General features: G+C 74.1%; 15 protein-coding genes. 9 read left to right on the top strand and 6 right to left on the bottom strand.

The window, feature by feature from the left end; all coding sequences use genetic code 11:
* Positions 1-18 precede the first annotated feature (18 nt).
* Positions 19-1206, bottom strand: a complete 1188-nt coding sequence (locus ACWCXH_RS12980) for an ROK family transcriptional regulator (protein WP_449801467.1) — start codon at positions 1204-1206, stop codon at positions 19-21.
* A gap of 105 nt (positions 1207-1311) precedes the next feature.
* Here ACWCXH_RS12980 and ACWCXH_RS12975 point away from each other — a divergent pair, with 105 nt between their 5' ends.
* The 7 genes from ACWCXH_RS12975 (at position 1312) to ACWCXH_RS12945 (ending at position 8087) form a co-directional block, all read left to right on the top strand.
* Entirely contained in the window at positions 1312-2556 is a 1245-nt protein-coding gene (locus ACWCXH_RS12975; protein WP_449801466.1) for an MFS transporter, read from the top strand.
* Between the two features lie 614 nt (positions 2557-3170).
* Positions 3171-3722 carry an RICIN domain-containing protein gene (locus ACWCXH_RS12970; protein ID WP_449801465.1) on the top strand — a complete coding sequence of 184 codons (552 nt, stop codon included), beginning with the start codon at positions 3171-3173 and terminating at the stop codon, positions 3720-3722.
* Between the two features lie 18 nt (positions 3723-3740).
* On the top strand, positions 3741-4439 hold the full coding sequence (locus tag ACWCXH_RS12965; RefSeq protein ID WP_449801464.1) for a TVP38/TMEM64 family protein: 699 nt from the start codon (positions 3741-3743) through the stop codon (positions 4437-4439).
* A 71-nt stretch (positions 4440-4510) separates the two neighbouring features.
* Positions 4511-5026, top strand: a complete 516-nt coding sequence (locus ACWCXH_RS12960; protein WP_449801463.1) for a DinB family protein — start codon at positions 4511-4513, stop codon at positions 5024-5026.
* Positions 5027-5296: 270 nt separating this feature from the next.
* A complete protein-coding gene (locus tag ACWCXH_RS12955; protein WP_449801462.1) occupies positions 5297-5689 on the top strand; it encodes a cell division protein SepF in 393 nt (130 codons plus the stop codon).
* A gap of 206 nt (positions 5690-5895) precedes the next feature.
* The gene (locus ACWCXH_RS12950; RefSeq protein WP_449801461.1) at positions 5896-6489 is read left to right on the top strand and encodes a TetR/AcrR family transcriptional regulator; all 594 of its coding nucleotides are present in this window, start codon (positions 5896-5898) and stop codon (positions 6487-6489) included.
* Positions 6486-8087, top strand: a complete 1602-nt coding sequence (locus ACWCXH_RS12945) for an MFS transporter (RefSeq protein ID WP_449801460.1) — start codon at positions 6486-6488, stop codon at positions 8085-8087. Before ACWCXH_RS12950 ends, ACWCXH_RS12945 begins: the two co-directional genes overlap by 4 nt.
* Before the next feature lie 44 nt (positions 8088-8131).
* Here ACWCXH_RS12945 and ACWCXH_RS12940 read toward each other — a convergent pair whose 3' ends face one another.
* The 3 genes from ACWCXH_RS12940 to ACWCXH_RS12930 form a co-directional block, all read right to left on the bottom strand.
* The gene (locus tag ACWCXH_RS12940) at positions 8132-10600 is read right to left on the bottom strand and encodes a SpoIIE family protein phosphatase (protein ID WP_449801459.1); all 2469 of its coding nucleotides are present in this window, start codon (positions 10598-10600) and stop codon (positions 8132-8134) included.
* Between the two features lie 148 nt (positions 10601-10748).
* Positions 10749-11369 carry a TetR/AcrR family transcriptional regulator gene (locus tag ACWCXH_RS12935; RefSeq protein ID WP_449801458.1) on the bottom strand — a complete coding sequence of 207 codons (621 nt, stop codon included), beginning with the start codon at positions 11367-11369 and terminating at the stop codon, positions 10749-10751.
* A 98-nt stretch (positions 11370-11467) separates the two neighbouring features.
* Positions 11468-13054, bottom strand: a complete 1587-nt coding sequence (locus tag ACWCXH_RS12930) for a 4-coumarate--CoA ligase family protein (protein ID WP_449801457.1) — start codon at positions 13052-13054, stop codon at positions 11468-11470.
* A 238-nt stretch (positions 13055-13292) separates the two neighbouring features.
* Here ACWCXH_RS12930 and ACWCXH_RS12925 point away from each other — a divergent pair, with 238 nt between their 5' ends.
* The gene (locus ACWCXH_RS12925; protein WP_449801456.1) at positions 13293-14069 is read left to right on the top strand and encodes a hypothetical protein; all 777 of its coding nucleotides are present in this window, start codon (positions 13293-13295) and stop codon (positions 14067-14069) included.
* Positions 14056-14745: a class F sortase gene (locus tag ACWCXH_RS12920; protein ID WP_449801455.1), complete on the top strand. Its 690-nt coding sequence runs from the start codon at positions 14056-14058 to the stop codon at positions 14743-14745. The genes ACWCXH_RS12925 and ACWCXH_RS12920 overlap by 14 nt, the downstream gene beginning before the upstream one ends.
* 7 nt (positions 14746-14752) lie before the next feature.
* On the opposite strand, the gene ACWCXH_RS12915 is transcribed toward ACWCXH_RS12920, so the two are convergent.
* A complete protein-coding gene (locus tag ACWCXH_RS12915; RefSeq protein ID WP_449801454.1) occupies positions 14753-15925 on the bottom strand; it encodes an acyl-CoA dehydrogenase family protein in 1173 nt (390 codons plus the stop codon).
* Between the two features lie 13 nt (positions 15926-15938).
* Positions 15939-17861 (bottom strand): ATP-binding protein, encoded by a 1923-nt coding sequence (locus ACWCXH_RS12910; protein WP_449801453.1) that lies wholly within the window; start codon positions 17859-17861, stop codon positions 15939-15941.
* Positions 17862-17869 lie beyond the last annotated feature (8 nt).

Here is a 17869-nt window from a genome sequence, read left to right as displayed (position 1 = left end):
GGCACGGCGGTGGCGGCGTCAGGGCTCGCCGAAGAGGTCCCGCCGGGCCGCGTCCCCGGCCGTGAGGACGGCGCCGGCCAGCACCGCGCCGCCCCCCGCCGTCCCGGCCCGCACCTCGGTGCGCAGCGGGGACAGCTCGGCGAGCCGGTGTTCGACCCGCTTGGCGAGTTCGGCGCCGCCGGCCCGGCCGACCTCGCCGCCGAGGACGAGGCAGCCCGGGTCGAGGACGACGCAGACGCCGGCCGCGCCGAGCGCGATCCGCTCGGCCAGCTCGTCCAGGAACGCCCTGCCCGGGCCGTCCAGCGTGTCGAGCGCCGCACGGACGGCGGCCTCGGCGGCCGCCGCGTCGTCGGCCGGGTCGGCGGGCAGGCCGTGGCCGCGGGCGAGCTCGCAGACCGCGGCGCTTCCGACCAGTCCGTGGAAGCCGCCCTCGCAGCTGGCGGCGCTGGGCAGGCCGGCGGTTCCGGGGACCGGCAGGAAGCAGATCTCGCCCGTGCCGCCGGAGTGGCCGCGGTGCAGCCGCCCGTCCAGGATGACGGCCGCGCCGACGCTGTGGCCGAGCCACATCAGCACGAAGGTGTCCCGGTCGCGGGCGGCGCCGACCCGGTACTCGGCCCGGCCGGCCAGGTTGACCTCGTTCTCCAGGATCACCTCGGTGCCGGGCAACTGTCTCAGGGCGGCGAGGAGTTCGCCGTGCCAGGCGGGCAGCGCCCCGGTGCTCTGGAGGCGTCCGGTGGCCGGGTCGACCAGGCCGGGCGCGCCGACGGCGACGGTGTGCAGCCGCTCGACGCCGACCCCGCGCGCGAGGTCGAGCAGGGTGCGGACGATCCGGTCGGCGGTGTCGGGGGCGCCGCCGTCCTCGACCGGCACCTCGGCGGCGGCGAGGACGCGGCCGGACAGGTCGGCGACGACGAGGCTGACGCCGCCGGAGCGGACGTCGAACGCGGCGAGGTGGGCGCGCGAGGCGACCAGCGCGTAGAGCCGGGCGTTGGGGCCGCGGCGCTGCTCGCCGCGCTCGCCGACGACGGCGACCAGACCGGTGCGCTGGAGGCGGTCCAGCAGGTCGGCGACGGTGGGCCGGGAGAGGCCGGTGAGGTCGCGCAGCTCGGTGGCCGTGAGGGGGCCCTGTTCGAGCAGCAGGTTGAGCGCCAACCGGTCGTTGATCGCCCGGGCGGTGCTCGGCGTGGCCGTACGCGCGGTGGTCATGGACGCTCATCCTTCCAGAGTGTTTCTATCAGGGTCCCTTCCTGATAATTTATCGCCCGTCGCCGGACGACCGATCCGCCGCGTGCGACCGGGAGGGAACCCCACATGACCACGACCGCACCACTGGACCCGCTGCCCGCGCCCCGGCGGGCCAGGGCGAGCATCGCGCTGGTGTTCGCCGTGCACGGCGCCGTCACGGGCAGCTTCGTGAGCCGGATCCCGTGGATCCAGCACCGCCTCGACCTCTCCCCCGGCCAGCTCGGGCTCGCCCTGGTGATGCCGGCCATCGGCTCGTTCTTCGCCATGCCGCTGGCCGGCCGGTTCGTCCACCGCCACGGCGGACGGGCCGCGGTGCGCGGGCTCCTCTCGCTCTGGTGCCTGGCGCTGGCCCTGCCGGCACTCGCGCCGTCGCCGCCCGTCCTGTGCCTGGCCCTGCTCGCCTACGGTGCGACGTCCGGAATGTCGGACGTCGCGATGAACGCGCAGGGCGTGGAGATCGAGGAGCGCGTCGGCCGCTCGATCATGTCCGGCCTGCACGGGATGTGGAGCGCGGGCGGGCTGCTGGCCTCCGGCTTCGGCATCCTCGCCGCCCACCTCGACCTCGACGCCCGGCTCCAGCTGGCCGCCACCGCCCTGGCGCTGCTCGCCCTCGCGCAGCCGGTCTGCCGGGGCCTGCCCGACCTGCGGGCGCCGGAGGAGGCGCAGGCGCCGCCGCGGTTCGCGCTGCCGCCGCGCAGTTCGCTGGCGATCGGGCTGGTCGGGTTCTGCGCCGTGTTCGCCGAGGGCGCCTCGATGGACTGGAGCGGCGTCTACCTGCGGGACGTCACCGGCGCGTCGGCCACCGTCGCCGCCGCGTCCTACACCGCGTTCGCGCTCACCATGGCGCTCAGCCGGCTGGCCGGGGACGCGGCGATCCGCCGCCTCGGCGCCGTCCGGGCGACCCGCCTCGGCGGCGCGACCGCGACCGCGGGCGGCGTGCTCGTGGTGCTGGCCGACGAGCCGGCGCTGGCGATCCCGGGCTTCGCGCTGATCGGCGTCGGCATCGCGGTCATCGTCCCGCTGGCGTTCGCGGCGGCCGGGCGCAGCGGCCCCAACCCCAGCCAGGCCATCGCGGGCGTCGCCACCGTCACGTACACCTCGGGCCTGATCGCCCCGGCCGTCGTCGGCGGGCTCGCCCAGGCCACCTCGCTGACCGTCTCCTTCGCCCTCGTCACCGCGCTCGCCTTCGCCCTCGTGCCGAGCGCCGCCGCGCTGCGCCGGGGCGAACGGAATTCCGCAGACGACGCGCCGGAAAATGCAACCACAATGTCACCGACAAATTCTTCCGAAAACAATCTCACTACGCCATGACGGGAAAAATTCGGGAAATTCTTCGCTGATATCACCGACTGCCGGGCGCACCCCGCGCCCGGCAGTTTCGCGACCGTGAAGGGAAATTCCCCGTGTGCTACGACGCCGACGCCGCCCCACCCGCCTTCACGCCGGCCCTCCGGGCCCTGGCCGAGGTCGCGCCGCTCACCCCGACCTCGGCGGACGGCACCGAGTTCGCCGCGTTCCCGGCCCGCCCGGAATTCGCCACCGGACCCGCCGTCCTGCTGCTGCCGGACAACAAGGGCCTTTCCGGCTTCTACCGCACACCGCCGCCCGGCTCGCCGAACAGGGACATCCGGGCTCGTCCTCGACTACTACGGCCGCACCGCCGGCTCCGACCCGGACGGCCACCCGGCGGAATTCGGCGAGTTCCCGAACCTCCTCCCGCACCTGCTCGCCCTGACCCCGGAGGGCCTCGACGCCGCCCTCACCGCCGCCGGGTGCCCACACGAATTCGTCACATACCCGCGGGCACCGCACAACTTTTTCGAACTCGGCGCGGTCGAACACTCCGACGCGGCCCGGGACGCCTGGCACCGTCTGCTCGGCTTCCTCGCCGGGCCGCACTGAACCCACACACGGAAAGCGACCTCATGACGCATCGCACAAGACTCGCGACGGCCACCGCCGTCCTCGCCCTCGCTACCGGATCGGTGCTCGCCGCACCGTCCGCCGGGGCCGCCACCGCCACGACGACCGCCGACTTCGGGCCCGCGGAGATCCGCACCGGGGGGTACCCGGGGCCGTCCGACCTGTGCCTGGAGGTCGCCGACTGGCGCACCGACAACGGCGCCCCGGTCCGGATCTGGACCTGCACCGGCGGCGACAACCAGAAGTGGACCCAGACGGCCAAGGGCTGGATCAACCTGCACAGCGGCAAGTGCCTGGAGATCGCCGCCTTCAGCACCACCCCCGGCACCCGGGCGAGCCAGTGGACCTGCAACGGCGGCGCCAACCAGGCCTGGACGGACCCGCCCGTCAGCCACGCCGGCACCCCCCGCCGCATCATCAACGGCTACAGCCGACTCGTCCTCGACGTCGCCGGCGGCGCGATCGCGAACGGCACCCCGGTGATCCAGTGGAGCTTCCACTCCGGGACCAACCAGTTCTGGCACTACAACCCCGCAAAGGACCCGTACAGCTAGTCCGGTTAGGCTCGGGCGGTGCCCGCACCCGAAGCAGCCCCCGCACCGCCCGAGCCCGCACCGCGTTCGCCGTGGTGGCGGTTCGCGCTGTTCGTCCTGATCCTCGGCGCCGCCGCCGGGTCGCTGCTGCTGTGGAGCCCGACGGCGTTCCTGCGCGGAGGGCTGCCCGCCGGGGTGCCCGGGTACTGGCTCGCACCCGCGTTCGTCACGGTGTACGCCCTCGGCACGCTCGCGTTCCTGCCCCGCCCGGCCCTCAACGCCGCCGCCGGGCTGCTGCTCGGCATCCAGCAGGGCACCCTGCTCGCCGTCCTCGGCACCACTCTCGGCGCGGCGGCGGCGTTCGGCCTCGGCCGGGCCCTCGGGCGGGACGCGCTGCGCCCCTTCCTGCGCGGGAAGATGCTGACCGCCCTGGACCGCCGCTTCACCGAGCAGAGCTTCCGCAGCGTGCTGCTGCTGCGCCTGCTGCCCGGCCTGCCGTTCCAGGCCGGGAACTACGGCGCGGCCTTCTCCGGCACGCGCTTCGTGCCGTACGTCCTGGCCACCGCCATCGGCGTGGTGCCGACGACCGCCGTGTACGTGACGGCCGCGGCCAGCGCGCGCGAACCCGGCTCGGCGTCCTTCCTGCTCTCGGCGGGCGTGATCGCGGCGTTCGGCCTGGTGACCCTGGTCTCGCTCTGGCGGGCCGCCGTCGCCCGCCGCCGCGCCGCCGCTGCCTGAGCGGGTCGCTCGACGGCACCACTCGGGAATTCGCTCGCGATCCACCCCCGCCCGGCACCACCATGTCGGCCATGACGAACCTCACCCCGCGGGCCGACCCGCCCATGTCCGCCGACGAGACCGCGATGCTGACGGCCTGGCTCGACTACCACCGCAGCACCCTCGCCCTCAAGTGCGAGGGCCTCACCGACGACCAGCTGCGCACGCGCTCCGTCCCGCCGTCCGCGCTCTCGCTGCTCGGTCTCGTGCGGCACATGGCCGAGGTCGAGCAGTACTGGTTCCAGGGCGTCCTGCTCGGCGCGGAGATCACCGCCGGCCACTACTGGACCGAGGAGGATCCGGACGGCGACTTCGACCACGTCGGCACCGCCGACGTCGCGGCCGACTTCGCCACCTGGCACGCCGAGATCGACGCCGCCCGCCGCGCGTGCGTCGGCCTGCCGCTCGACACGGTCGGCAAACGGCAGCGCCGCGGCGAGGACGTGACGCTCCGCTGGATCCTCGTCCACATGATCGAGGAGTACGCGCGGCACAACGGGCACGCGGATTTTCTGCGCGAACTGGTGGACGGCAGCACCGGCGAGTGAAATCGTTTCCGCATTGTTGACAGAAGGTCAATTGCTCAGCGGCCGCGACCGATAAGGTCTACGCGCGCAACCGTACGCCAGCCCCCCGCGTCGATGATGTTGCCCGGGTCCGCCCGGGTTTCCGGCACGGCACGACTCGTACGGAGAGCGCGAGCGGGCACGGGACCGGCGAACAGTGCGATACTCGGACGGTTCCGACGAGTGGATGACGTGTCAAAAACGACACGCGCACCCGGGGGAGCGGCCGGGACGAGGCAGGGAGGCGCGGCAATGGGAGCACTTCGCGACGAGCACCACAACGGGTGGCTGATGCCCACGGGCAACTACCCGGCCGCCGTGTACGACGACGAGTGGAGCGAACGGGACACCGTGCCGGCCATGCCGTCGCCGGCCAAGATCGTCTCGCTGCGGCCGACCGGCTTCGAGGCCGCCCGCACCGTCGGCGAGCACATCCGGGCCAGCACCCCGGTGGTCATGGACCTCACCGAGATGGAGGAGGCCGAGGCCAAGCGGATGGTCGACTTCGCCTCCGGGCTGATCTTCGGCACCCAGGGCGGCATCGAACGGATCGCCCGCCGGGTCTTCCTGCTGACCCCGGCCGACGTCGAGGTCATGGTGATCGACCGCCCGCTCGACGACACCGGCTTCTACAACCAGAGCTGAGACACGACCGACGCCGAGCTCCGACCGGAGTTCGGACCGGAAGCTCTGACCGACCGGCCCGGAACACCGGGCCCAGCGGCCCCGACCGGGGACGGCAACCGCCGTCCCCGGTTTTTTGCTGCCGTCCCACCGGACCCACGAGACTCGCCTGAGGCATCTAACCTCATTCTGAGACATCCACGTCTCATCTGAGCTACACTCGGGGAATGGCCACCGATCGCGACACCGTCCTCGAAGCCGCCGTCAGCGTGCTCTCCCGCCGCCCGACCGCCCACCTGGACGAGATCGCGCGCGCCGCCGGCATCAGCCGTGCCACCCTGCACCGGCTGTTCCCCGGCCGCGAGGCCCTGATCCGCGAGGTCGGCCTGCTCGGCCTGCAGCGCTTCGCCGCCGCCCTGGACACCGCCACCGCCGGAGAGGGCGACGCCGAGGCCGCGGTACGCCGCCTGGTCGAGGTCGCCGTCCCCGACGCGATGCTCTGCGCCTTCCTGGCCGGCGAGAACCAGCTCTACGACGACGAGCACATCAACGAGCTCTGGGAGAGCCAGACCGAACGGCTGCACGCGCTGTTCCTGCTCGGCCAGCAGCAGGGCGTCTTCCGCATCGAGCTGTCCGCCGCCTGGCTCAGCGAGGCCTTCTTCGACCTCGTCGCCGGCGTCGGCTGGGCCATCCAGGACGGCCGGCTCGCCCCGCGCGACGCCGCGTTCTCGATCACCGAGCTCTTCCTCGGCGGCGCCCTGCGCCGACCCCCGTCCCCCACCCCTCCCTCGGGCCGCAGCACGAAAACCGATAAACCATGAGCAGTACCGCCCCGAGCCCGACGAACCCGAACCGCCGCTGGAGCGGCCTCGCCGTCCTCGTCCTCGCCGTCACCCTGGTCGCCGTTGACGCGACCGTCCTCTCCCTCGCCATCCCCTCCATCAGCGAGACGCTGCGGCCCGACGGCACGCAGCTGCTCTGGATCGGCGACGCCTACTCCTTCGTCCTGGCCGGCCTGCTGGTCAGCATGGGCTCGCTGAGCGACCGGATCGGCCGCAAGAAGCTGCTGCTGGCCGGCTCCACCGCGTTCGGCGCCGCCTCGCTGCTCGCCGCGTACGCGCCCGGGCCCGGCTGGCTGATCCTGGCCCGCGCGCTGCTCGGCGTGGCCGGGGCGACCATCATGCCGTCCACCCTCTCGCTGATCCGCGGCCTCTTCCCGGACGACCGGGAGCGGGCCACCGCGATCGGCATCTGGGGCGCCGCCGCGACCGCGGGCGCCGCGCTCGGACCGGTGGTCGGCGGCGTGCTGCTGGAGCACTTCTGGTGGGGCTCGGTGTTCCTGCTCAACATCCCGGTGCTGCTCCTGCTGCTGGGCCTCGGCACCTGGCTGCTGCCCGAGTCCAGGGACCCGGAGCCGGGCCGCTGGGACGTGCTGGGCGTCGCCCTGTCGATGGCCGGTGTGATCGGCGTCGTGTACGCGATCAAGGAGGCCGCCGCGCACGGCGTGGCGCGCTGGGACGTGCCGGTCGCGGCCCTCGTGGGCGCCACCGCGCTGACCGTCTTCGTCCGCCGCCAGCTGCGGCTGGACACCCCGCTGCTGGACGTCCGGCTGTTCCGCGACCGCCGGTTCACCGCGGCCGTGCTGTCCTCGCTGATCGCGCTGGTCGGCCTGTCCGGCGTGGTCTTCGTGACCTCGCAGTACCTCCAGCTGGTCCGCGGTTACGAGCCGCTCCGGGCGGGTCTGGCGGAACTGCCGGCCTTCGTCGGCGCGGTGGTCGGCGGCCTGCTGACCGCGCAGCTGGTCCGGCGCACCGGCGCCCGGGCGGCGCTGACCTGCTGCCTGCTGGCGATGGGCATCGGCGTCGGTCTGCTCGGCTGGCTCCGGCAGGACTCCGCCTACCTGCTGCCGGCCGCCTCGTTCCTGCTGATCGGCACGGCCGAGGGTGTGGCCTACACGCTCGGCGCCGACCTGGTGCTGAGCGCCGCGCCGGCCGAGAAGGCGGGGGCCGCCTCCGCCGTGTCGGAGACCGCGTACGAGCTGGGCACCGCGCTCGGCATAGCGCTGGTCGGCTCGGTGGTCGGCTCGCTCTACGCGAGCGGGCTGTCCGTCCCGCAGGGCACGGACCCTGCCGCCGCCGCCCGCGCGGGCGAGTCGCTGGGCGGTGCCGTCGAGACGGCGCACGGACTGCCGCAGGCGATCGGCGAGCCGCTGCTGGCCGGCGCGAAGCACGCCTTCGTCCACGGCGTGAACGTCGCCGGCGTGCTCGCGGGCGTGCTGCTGGTCGGCGCCGCGGTGATGGCCTGGCGCCTGCTGCGCGGGCTCTCCGCCCCGGCCGCCGAACCGACGGAGCCGTCGGAGTCGTCGAAACCGTCCGAGCCGCCGGAGGTCCGGCAGACGCCCGAAAAGGTGGACGCGTAAGCCGTCCGCGGCCCCGCACCGAGGAGGGTGCGGGGCCGCGGCCGTCAGTGGCCCGTACCGAACGGCAGCTCCAGCTCGGCCCAGACCACCTTGCCGTCCCGGGTCAGCCTGCTGCCCCAGCGCTGGGCGAGCTCGCTGACCAGGAACATGCCGCGCCCGCCCTCGTCCTGCTCGGCGAAGGGGCGCAGCTGCGGGGTCTGGCCGCCGGCGTCGGAGACCTCGACGGTGAGCACGCGGTCGCGGAACAGCCGCAGCCGGCGCGGGGCCTCGGCGTGCAGGAGGGCGTTCGTGACGAGCTCGCTGACGAGCAGCTCGGCGTAGTCGGCGAGCGCGGTCAGACCCCAGCGTTCCAGGGTCGAGCGGGTGAAGCGGCGGGCCCGGCCGGGCAGGCGGCCGCCGCCGGTGAGCGGGAGGACGGCGATCCGGTCGGCGGGCAGCGGCAGCACCCGGGCGATGATCATCGCGATGTCGTCGTCGGTGCCGTCGGTGACGAGGGCGCCGAGCACGGCGTCGCAGGTCTGCTCCAGGGTGCGGCCGGGCTCGGCGAGGGTGCGGGCGAGCAGGTCGATGCCCTTGTCGATGTCCTGACCGCGGCGCTCGACCAGGCCGTCGGTGTAGAGGGCGACCAGACCGCCCTCGGGGATGGTGAACTCGATCGACTCGAAGGCCACCCCGCCGACGCCGAGCGGCACGCCGGGCGGGAGGTCGACCCGGCGGGCGAGGCCGTCGGGGCCGACCCACACGGGCGGCAGGTGGCCGGCCGAGGCGACCTGGACGGTGTGCTCCAGCGGGTCGTAGACCGCGCAGATGCAGGTGGCGAACTGGCCCTCGCCGATTCCGTGGGCGGTCTCGTCCAGCCGGGTGAGGACCTGCTCGGGCGGCATGTCGAGGGTGGCGAGGGTGCGGGCGACGGTGCGCAGCTGGCCCATCGTGGCGGCGGCCCGGATGCCGTGGCCCATCACGTCGCCGACCACCAGGGCCACCCGGCCGCAGGACAGCGGCACGACGTCGAACCAGTCGCCGCCGACCTCGCTGACGACGCTGCTGGGCAGGTAGCGGTAGGCGATCTCCAGGCCGAGCGTGCGGTGGATCTCCTGCGGCAGGAGGCTGCGCTGGAGGGTGAGCGCGGTCTCGCGCTCGCGCCGGTAGAGCCGGGCGTTGTCGAGCGCCAGCGCGGTGCGGGCGACGAGCTCCTCGGCGAGGGCGACGTCGGCGTCGGTGAACGGCTCGGGGTTGCGCATCCGGATGAACTCGGAGCCGCCGAGGACCATGCCGCGGGCCGAGATCGGCACCATCAGGTACGAGTGGATGCCCGCCGCGATGCCGGGGGCCACGCGCTCCTCGCTCGCGACCAGGCCGCGCAGCACCTCGTCGTCCACGTGGGCGCGCAGCAGCGGCCTCCCGCTGCGCAGGCACTGGGTGTAGCTGCGGTGGGGGGCGTACTCGGAGGTCTCGCCGACGGCGTCCACGGCGTGCGCGAGGCCGGATTCGTAGGACTCTCCGACGGCGACGGCCCGCAGGATGATGGGGCGGTCGGCGGGGATGGCGGTGGGCTCGGCGCCGCGCAGCACCGGCTCCAGGAGGTCGACGGTGGCGAAGTCGGCGAAGCGGGGGACGACGGCCTCGATCAGCTCCTCGGCGGTGCGCTGGAGGTCGAGTGTGGTGCCGATGCGGGCGGTGGCCTCGGCGATGGTGGCGAGACGTTCCTGCGCGCGGGCGGCGCGGGCCTCGGCCTGGAAGCGCTCGGTGACGTCGATGATCGAGGAGGCGACGCCGAAGACCTTGCCGGTGGAGTCCTCCAGCCGGAAGTAGGAGGCGGACCACGCGTGGTCGCGCCGCGGGTCCCCCGGGACGCGGCCGTGCGAGCGGGCGTCCACGACGGGCTTGCCGGTCCTGAGCACCTGTCTCATGATCTGCTCGATCTCGGCGGTGTTGATGCCGGGCAGCACGGCGGATATCCGGCGGCCGAGGTGGCCGGCGGCGGAGACGCCGTTCATCCGGGCGAGTGCCTCGTTGATCCGGACGAAGCGCAGCTGGGAGTCGTACACGGCCATGCCGATCGGCGAGCGGCCGAAGATGCCGTCGAGGACGGCGAGGTCGGCCTCGATCTCGTGGATGGCCCCGGTGTCGGAGGCGGTGGCGAGCAGCAGGAGGGTGCCGGCCGGGCCGGCGATGGGGTAGGTGCGGAACTCCAGCTCGACCCGGTGGCCGTCGCGGTGGAGGACCGGGAAGACGAAGGAGGTGTCGGTGCCGGCCATGATCCGCCGGAAGATCGCGAGCACGTCGGCGCGGTCGGTCTCGTTGGTGAGCAGCCGGGCGGCGTAGCTGCCGATGGCCTCGTCGGCGGTGTAGCCGAGCAGGGCCTCGGCGTCGTCGCTCCAGTGCAGGATCAGGCCGTCGCCCTGGAGCAGGACCGTGGCGAGCGGGACCAGCCGGTGGCCCTCGGGACGTGCGGGGGTGGCGTCCGGTACGGGGCCGGCGGCGTCGGTCGCGTCCCACTCGTGTCCGTGCATGATCAGGCAGCACCCCGGTTCGGCTCGTGCCCGGCCGGGTGGGCCTCGCGGTCCGTGCCGGCCGGGATTCTTCTCCAGACTGCACGGACATCGGCCGCCCGGCGACCCCTTGGAGGGGGCCGTTCCGGTCGCTCCGGTCGTACGGGCGTCATGGGCGTACCGGGCGCAGCGTACTCTCCAGGAGGCCCGCCCACTGCCGGATCACTCCGGTTCGTCGGACGCTGTCGTCCGTGAGCAGATTGGCGAGGCCGAGGCCGCGGGCGAGGTCCAGGGTGGCCTGCACGGATTCGCGCACGCCGGGGTGGCTCTCGTCGGCGTCCAGGAACTCGACGGCGGCCCGGTGGGCCTCGCGGCCGACGTGGCCCTCCAGGGCGATGATCCGCTCGCGCAGCGGCTCCTCGGTGGCGGCGGCCGTCCACAGGTGGAGGGCGGCGCGGAACAGCGGGCCGGTGTAGAGGCGGACGATCATGTCGACGACTGCCCCGGTGCGGTCGGGGCCGGCGGCCGGCAGCTCGTCCGCGTTGGCGCGGACGGCCGCCAGCCGCTCGGCGGTGACGTGCTCGACGGCCGCGGTGAACAGGTCCTCGCGGGTCGGGAAGTGGTGCTGGGCGGCGCCCCGGGAGACCCCGGCGCGCTCGGCGACCACGGCGACGGTGGAGCCGTGCCAGCCGCGTTCGGCCAGGCAGTCCACGGCCGCCGCGAGCAGCCTTGCGCGGGTGGCGCGGCTGCGGTCCTGCTGGGGGGTGCGGGCGGCGGGGTGGCTGGTCATGGGTGCTGACGGTTCCTGTTCCGGTGGGGGCTCGGCGGGTCGATCCTCACAGATGCGCCCTGGCGGGCCCGTCGCCGGGCTCCCGTCGACGGGCTCGCTCAGCGGGCCGCCTCGCGGGCGCGCAGTTCGCGGCGGAGGATCTTGCCGGCGGCCGACTTGGGGACGGCCTCGACGAACTCGACCGCGCGGACCTTCTTGTAGGGGGCGACCCGGGCGGCGACGAAGGAGGTGACGTCGTCGGCGCCGAGCCCGCTGCCGGGGACGCGGACGACGAAGGCCTTGGGGCACTCGGTGCCGTCGGCGTCCGGCACGCCGATGACGGCGGCGTCGGCGATCTGCGGGTGGCTGAGCAGGACGGCCTCCAGCTCGGCGGGGGCGACCTGGTAGCCCTTGTACTTGATCAGCTCCTTGACCCGGTCGACGATGTGCAGGTAGCCGCGGTGGTCGACGTAGCCGATGTCGCCGGTGTGCAGCCAGCCCTCGTCGTCGATCACGGCGGCGGTGTCGGAGGGGCGGCCGAAGTAGCCCTTCATCACCTGCGGGCCGCGGATGAGCAGTTCGCCGGACTCGCCGGGCCCGAGGTCCGTCCGGGTGCCGTCCAGGGCGGTGACCCGCAGCTCGGTGGAGGGGACCATCCGGCCGACCGCCCCGGGCGAGGGGTCGGTGTCGTGCGGCGAGACGACGTGGGTGACCGGGGACAGCTCGGTCATGCCGTAGCCCTGGAGGAGGTGCGGCAGGCCGAGGCGGCGGGCGCAGGCGGTGGCGAGCTCGGTGTCGAGCGGGGCGGCGGCGCAGAGCATGTACGCGACGGAGGACAGGTCGAAGCGTTCCACCAGCGGGTGTTTGGCGAGGGCGAGCGCGATCGGCGGGGCCACGATGAGCGCCTGGACCTTGTGCTCCTCGATCGCGCGACAGAACTGCTCCAGGTCGAAGCGGGGCAGCACGACGACCGTGGCGCCGCAGCGCAGCGGCTGGTTGAGCAGCGCGGCCAGGCCGTAGATGTGGAAGAACGGCAGGACGGCGAGCACGCGTTCGCCCGGCGAGGGGCGGTAGAGGGCGTCGACCTGGGCGAGGTTGGTGGCGATCGAGCGGTGGGTGAGCATGACGCCCTTGGGCAGGCCGGTGGTGCCGCTGGAGTACGGCAGTACGGCGACGTCCTCGCCGGGGTCGATCGCCACCTCGGGCACCGGGGCGGTGGAGCCGAGCAGGTCGGCGAGCGAGCGGTGGCCCTCGGCGCCGTCCAGCACGACGATCTCGGCCAGCGGGCGGCCCTCGGCGGCGAGCAGCTCGGCGGCCTTCCCAGCGGTGGGCAGGAAGGGGGAGACGGTGACGAGCCAGCGGGCGCCGCTGTCGCGCAGCTGGCCGGCGAGTTCGTTCGGGGTCGCGAGGGAGGAGACGGTGGTGACGGTGGCCCCTGCCCGGGTCGCGCCGTAGAAGGCCGTCGGGTAGGCGATCGTGTTGGGGCTGAACAGCGCCACCACGTCGCCCTTGCGCACGCCCGCGTCGGCCAGCCCGGCGGCGACCCTGAGCACGGACGCGGCGAGTTCGGCGTGGCTGACGGTCCGTCCGCTGACGCCGTCGATCAGGGCCGGCCGGTCGCCGTACCGCGCCGCGCCGCCGAGCACCGCGTCGTGGATCGGGAGGTCGACCACCGGCACGTCGGGGAAGTCACTGAGGTACACCAAGGTAAGCCTCCGCTAAGGAAGTTGAGGTGGATCCGGGGGGCCGGCGAAGGGTCTCGGGGCGGGGCCGGCCCGGGGCGCGTTCAGGAGCATACGGACAGCAGAGGGAAGCTGGGCCATTGTGGGGAACGAAGGGCGGAGCGCGCGTGGCACAGTTGCCGCCGGGGGGCGCCCGGTCGGACGGTGTGCACCACGGCCGCCCGCCCCCGGGAGCGGCCCCGGATCCTGGAGCACCCCTACCGTGAGAAGCACCTCCCTTCCCCTGCCGACCGCCCGCCGCCTGCTCGCCGTCACCACCGCTGCCGCCGCACTCACCCTCGGCAGCGCGACGCTCGCCCCGCTCGCGCTGGCCGCGCCCGGCGACAGCGGCGACATCAAGATCCACGACAGCTCGGCCGCGGTCAGCGAGCAGCGGGACGAGTCCAAAGTCTGCGTGTTCCATCTGGACGCCTCCAACTTCGGCACCGTCCCGCAGGTGAGCTGGACGATCGAGCGGCAGCTGCCGGCCGGCACCGCCCAGGTGCGCGCCGGGTCGATCACACTCACCAACGGCACCGGGACCACGGGCAACTTCACCCTGCCGGACGGGCACTACAAGCTCGAATGGACGTTCGCGGGTGAGAACGGGGCGGCGAGGCAGAAGGTCTTCGACGTGTCGTGCGCGACCTCATCGCCCTCGCCCAGTGGCTCCCACAGCCCGTCACCCGGTCCCACCCTGTCGTCCGACGATTCCCACCGTCCGTCCGTGTCGTCCGACGAATCCCACCGTCCGTCCCTGTCGTCCGACGAATCCCACCGCCCGTCGCACAGCCACTCCCCGTCGTCCGACACATCCCACAGCCCGTCGCACAGCCACTCCCCCAGCGGCCCGCCGCACGGCGGCGTCAACACCGGTGGCGGCGGCACCTCCGGGGCCGACACCGCCGAGGTGATCGGCGGCGTCGCACTGCTCGTCGGCGCCGGCGGCATCACCATCCGCGCGATGCGCCGCCGCCCCGGGACCAATGCCGAGTCCTGACCGCCCCTTCCGCGCGCCGCGCGGCGGCCCCGGCCCGCTCACGGCCGGGGTCGTCGCCCTGGCGCTCACGGCGGGCGGCATCTGGCTCGTCCACGACGGCACCGACGGCCGGGACGGGCCGCCGCTGCCGGCCCCGGCGCCGTCCGCGGCCGGGCCGGCGACCGGTCCCGGCCGGTCGCCGCACGCCGCGCCCTCGCCGGTGCCCGCCCACCCGCCGCTGCCCGCCTCGGTGCCGACCAGGATCCGGATCCCCGCGATCAAGGTCGACGCCCCGGTCGTCGGCCTCGGGCTCGACGCCTCCCAGCAGCTGAACACCCCGCCGATGGAGCAGCGCAACCTGGCCGGCTGGTACCGGGACGGCACCACTCCGGGGGCGGCCGGCAACGCGATCACCGTCGGGCACGCGGACAGCCGCACCGGGCCGGCCGTGTTCTACCGGCTCGGGCTGCTGCACCCGGGCGACACGGTCGAGGTGGCCCGCAAGGACCGGCGCACGGCGGTGTTCACGATCGACTCCGTCCGGGTGTTCCCGAAGAAGGACTTCCCGGACGCCCTGGTGTACGGCGCCACCGACCGGGCCGAGCTGCGGGTGATCACGTGCGGCGGGAGGTTCGACCACAAGACCGGGTACGAGTCCAACACGGTGGTCTTCGCCCACCTGACCGGTGTCAGGTGAGCCCGCGTCAGTACGACTTCGGCAGGCCGAGGGTGTGCTGGGCGACGAAGTTGAGCACCATCTCGCGGCTGACCGGCGCGACCCGGCCGACCCGGGTGGCGGCGAGCAGCGCGCCCAGCCCGTACTCCTGGGTGAGGCCGTTGCCGCCGAGCGTCTGCACCGCCTGGTCGACCGTGCGGGCGGCGGCCTCGCCGGCCGCGTACTTGGCCATGTTGGCGGCCTCGCCGGCGGCGAGGTCCTCGCCCGCGTCGTAGAGCAGCCCGGCCTTCTGGGTCATCAGCCGGGCCAGCTCGATCTCCACCGCGCACTGGGCCAGCGGGTGGGCCAGGCCCTGGTGGGCGCCGATCGGGGTCGACCAGACCGTCCTCGTCCTCGCGTACTCGACGGCCTTGCCGAGGGCCTGGCGGGCGAGGCCGAGCGAGAACGCGGCGGTGAGGATGCGCTCGGGGTTGAGGCCGGCGAAGAGCTGGAGCAGACCCGCGTCCTCGTCGCCGACCAGCGCGTCGGCGGGCAGCCGGACGTCGTCCAGGAAGACCTGGAACTGCTTCTCGGGAGCGACGAGTTCCATCGGGATCGCCCGGTACTCGAAGCCGGGGGTGTCGCGCGGGACGACGAACAGGCAGGGCTTGAGCCGGCCGGTGCGCGCGTCTTCCGTGCGGGCGACGAACAGCACGTCGTCCGAGTGGTCGATGCCGGAGACGAACACCTTGCGGCCGGTGAGCAGCCAGTCCTCGCCGTCGCGGCGGGCGACGGTGGAGATCCGGTGGGAGTTGGAGCCGGCGTCCGGCTCGGTGATGCCGAAGGCCATCCTGCGGGTGCCGTCGGCCAGCCCGGGCAGCCAGCGGCTCTTCTGCTCGTCGGTGCCGTAGCGGGCTATGACCGTGCCGCAGATCGCCGGGGAGACGATGAGCAGCAGCAACGGGCAACCGGCGGTGCCGAGTTCCTCCAGGACGATGGCGAGGTCGGTGATGCCGCCGCCCCCGCCGCCGTACTCGGCGGGCAGGTTGACGCCCAGGTAGCCGGCCTTGCCGGCCTCGGCCCACAGTTCGTCGGCGGGTTCGCCGGCGCGGGCCTTGGCGAGGTAGTACGCGGAGCCGTAGCGGCGGCCGAGGTCGCCGACGGCCCGGCGCAGGGCCCGGCGTTCGGGGGTTTCGAGGAGCTGACTGCCGATGGCGGACATGCGGGGTCCTTCCTCAGGCCTCTCGGGCGGATTTGACGACGGCGAGCAGGGTGCCGAGTTCGACCTGCCGGCCGGGGGTGGCGCGGAGTTCGACGAGCGTGCCGTCGACGGGGGCGGTGACGCGGTGCTCCATCTTCATCGCCTCCAGGAACAGCAGCGGCTGTCCGGCGGTGACGGTGTCGCCGACGGCGGCGACAGTGCGGATGACGGTGCCGGGCATCGGGGCGAGCAGGGCGCCCACGTCGATGTGTGCGGTGGGGTCGGGGAAGCGGGGGACGGCGGTGAGGGTGGTCGAGCCGCCGGAGGTCTCGACGAAGATGTCGTCGCCGTAGCGGGCGACGCGGTAGGTGCGGCGGATGGTGCCGTGGCGCAGGGTGACGGCGTCCGGCTCGTGCTCGACGAGGGACGTGTCCGGGTGGTCGTCGGCCCGCAGGCCGTCCCTGGTGAGGCGGTAGCGGACCTCCAACTCGCCTCCGTCCGCGGTGCTGTAGCGCTTGACCTGCGGCTGGGACGGCAGGTTGCGCCAGCCGGACGGCAGCGGGGTGCGGCGCGCGGCGGTGTCCGCGAGGGCGGCGGCCAGGGCCGCGCGGGCGGCGCCCTTGTCGTCCGGGGCGGTGAGGTCGGCCGCGTGTTCGGCGAGGAAGCCGGTGTGCAGGAGGCCGGTTCGGAACGCCGGGTGGCGCAGCGCGCGGACGAGCAGCTCCCGGTTGGTGGTGGGCCCGTGGAGGCGGGCGCGGGCGAGCGCGTCGGCCAGGCGGCGGGCGGCGGCCGGGCGGGTCGGGGCCCAGGCGATCACCTTGGCGAGCATCGCGTCGTAGTGCGGGGTGATGGTGCTGCCGCCCTCGACGCCGGAGTCGAGGCGCAGGGTGCCGCTGAACTCCTCGTGCGGGACGGTGAGTTCGAAGTGGTGCAGGGTGCCGGTGGCGGGCCGGTGGTCGTGCGCCGGGTCCTCGGCGTAGAGGCGGGCCTCGATCGCGCAGCCGTTGGCCGGCGGGGGCGTCGCGGGCAGCTTCTCGCCTTCGGCGACGGCGAGTTGGAGCGCGACCAGGTCGAGTCCGGTGACGGCCTCGGTGACCGGGTGCTCGACCTGGAGGCGGGTGTTCATCTCCAGGAAGTGGAAACGGCCGTCCCCGGCGAGGAGGAACTCGGCGGTGCCCGCGCCGACGTAGCCGATCGTGCGGGCGGCGGTGACGGCCGCCTCGTGCAGCGCGGCGCGCACGTCATCGGGGATCCCGGGTGCCGGAGCCTCCTCGATCACCTTCTGGTGCCGCCGTTGCAGCGAGCAGTCGCGGTCGCCGACCGCCCAGACCGTGCCGTGCGCGTCGGCCAGCAACTGGACCTCGACGTGGCGGCCGGTGGGCAGGTAGCGCTCGCAGAACACCTCGGCGGAGCCGAAGGCCTTGGCGGCCTCGGCACGGGCTGCGGCCAGTTCGTCCGGGAGGTCCTTGAGCGAGCGGACGACCCGCATGCCGCGCCCGCCGCCGCCCGCCGCCGCCTTGACCAGGAGCGGCAGGTCGGCCTCGGTGGGATCGGCCAGGGCGTCGAGGACGGGCACGCCGGCCTGCGCCATCAGCCGCTTGGCGGCCGTCTTGGAGCCCATCGCGGCGATCGCGGCCGGCGGCGGCCCGATCCACGTGAGGCCCGCGTCGAGCACCGCCTGTGCGAACTCGGCGTTCTCGGACAGGAATCCGTACCCGGGGTGGACGGCGTCGGCGCCCGCGTCGAGCGCGGCCCGGACGACCAGGTCTCCGCGCAGGTAGGTGTCGGCGGGCGCGGCGCCGGGCAGCCGGACGGCGGCGTCGGCCTCGCGGACGTGCGGGGCGTGCGCGTCCGGGTCGGAGTGGACGGCGGTGGTCGCGATGCCGAGCGCGCGGCAGGTGCGGAAGACCCGACGGGCGATCTCGCCGCGGTTGGCGACCAGCAGGTTGGTGATCATTCCAGTCC

The sequence above is a fragment of the Kitasatospora sp. NPDC001660 genome (assembly GCF_053596725.1).
The sequence above is the reverse complement of the archived record's forward strand: the minus strand, read 5'-3'. Positions and strand labels throughout refer to the sequence as shown.

What these genes read in the sequence shown, in the direction of transcription:
- ACWCXH_RS12980 (WP_449801467.1), bottom strand. Translation starts at nt 1,206, where the DNA reads ATGACCACCGCGCGTACGGCCACGCCGAGCACCGCCCGGGCGATCAAC.
- ACWCXH_RS12975 (WP_449801466.1), top strand. Translation starts at nt 1,312, where the DNA reads ATGACCACGACCGCACCACTGGACCCGCTGCCCGCGCCCCGGCGGGCC.
- ACWCXH_RS12970 (WP_449801465.1), top strand. Translation starts at nt 3,171, where the DNA reads ATGACGCATCGCACAAGACTCGCGACGGCCACCGCCGTCCTCGCCCTC.
- ACWCXH_RS12960 (WP_449801463.1), top strand. Translation starts at nt 4,511, where the DNA reads ATGACGAACCTCACCCCGCGGGCCGACCCGCCCATGTCCGCCGACGAG.
- ACWCXH_RS12955 (WP_449801462.1), top strand. Translation starts at nt 5,297, where the DNA reads ATGGGAGCACTTCGCGACGAGCACCACAACGGGTGGCTGATGCCCACG.
- ACWCXH_RS12950 (WP_449801461.1), top strand. Translation starts at nt 5,896, where the DNA reads ATGGCCACCGATCGCGACACCGTCCTCGAAGCCGCCGTCAGCGTGCTC.
- ACWCXH_RS12945 (WP_449801460.1), top strand. Translation starts at nt 6,486, where the DNA reads ATGAGCAGTACCGCCCCGAGCCCGACGAACCCGAACCGCCGCTGGAGC.
- ACWCXH_RS12940 (WP_449801459.1), bottom strand. Translation starts at nt 10,600, where the DNA reads ATGCACGGACACGAGTGGGACGCGACCGACGCCGCCGGCCCCGTACCG.
- ACWCXH_RS12935 (WP_449801458.1), bottom strand. Translation starts at nt 11,369, where the DNA reads ATGACCAGCCACCCCGCCGCCCGCACCCCCCAGCAGGACCGCAGCCGC.
- ACWCXH_RS12920 (WP_449801455.1), top strand. Translation starts at nt 14,056, where the DNA reads ATGCCGAGTCCTGACCGCCCCTTCCGCGCGCCGCGCGGCGGCCCCGGC.
- ACWCXH_RS12915 (WP_449801454.1), bottom strand. Translation starts at nt 15,925, where the DNA reads ATGTCCGCCATCGGCAGTCAGCTCCTCGAAACCCCCGAACGCCGGGCC.
- ACWCXH_RS12910 (WP_449801453.1), bottom strand. Translation starts at nt 17,861, where the DNA reads ATGATCACCAACCTGCTGGTCGCCAACCGCGGCGAGATCGCCCGTCGG.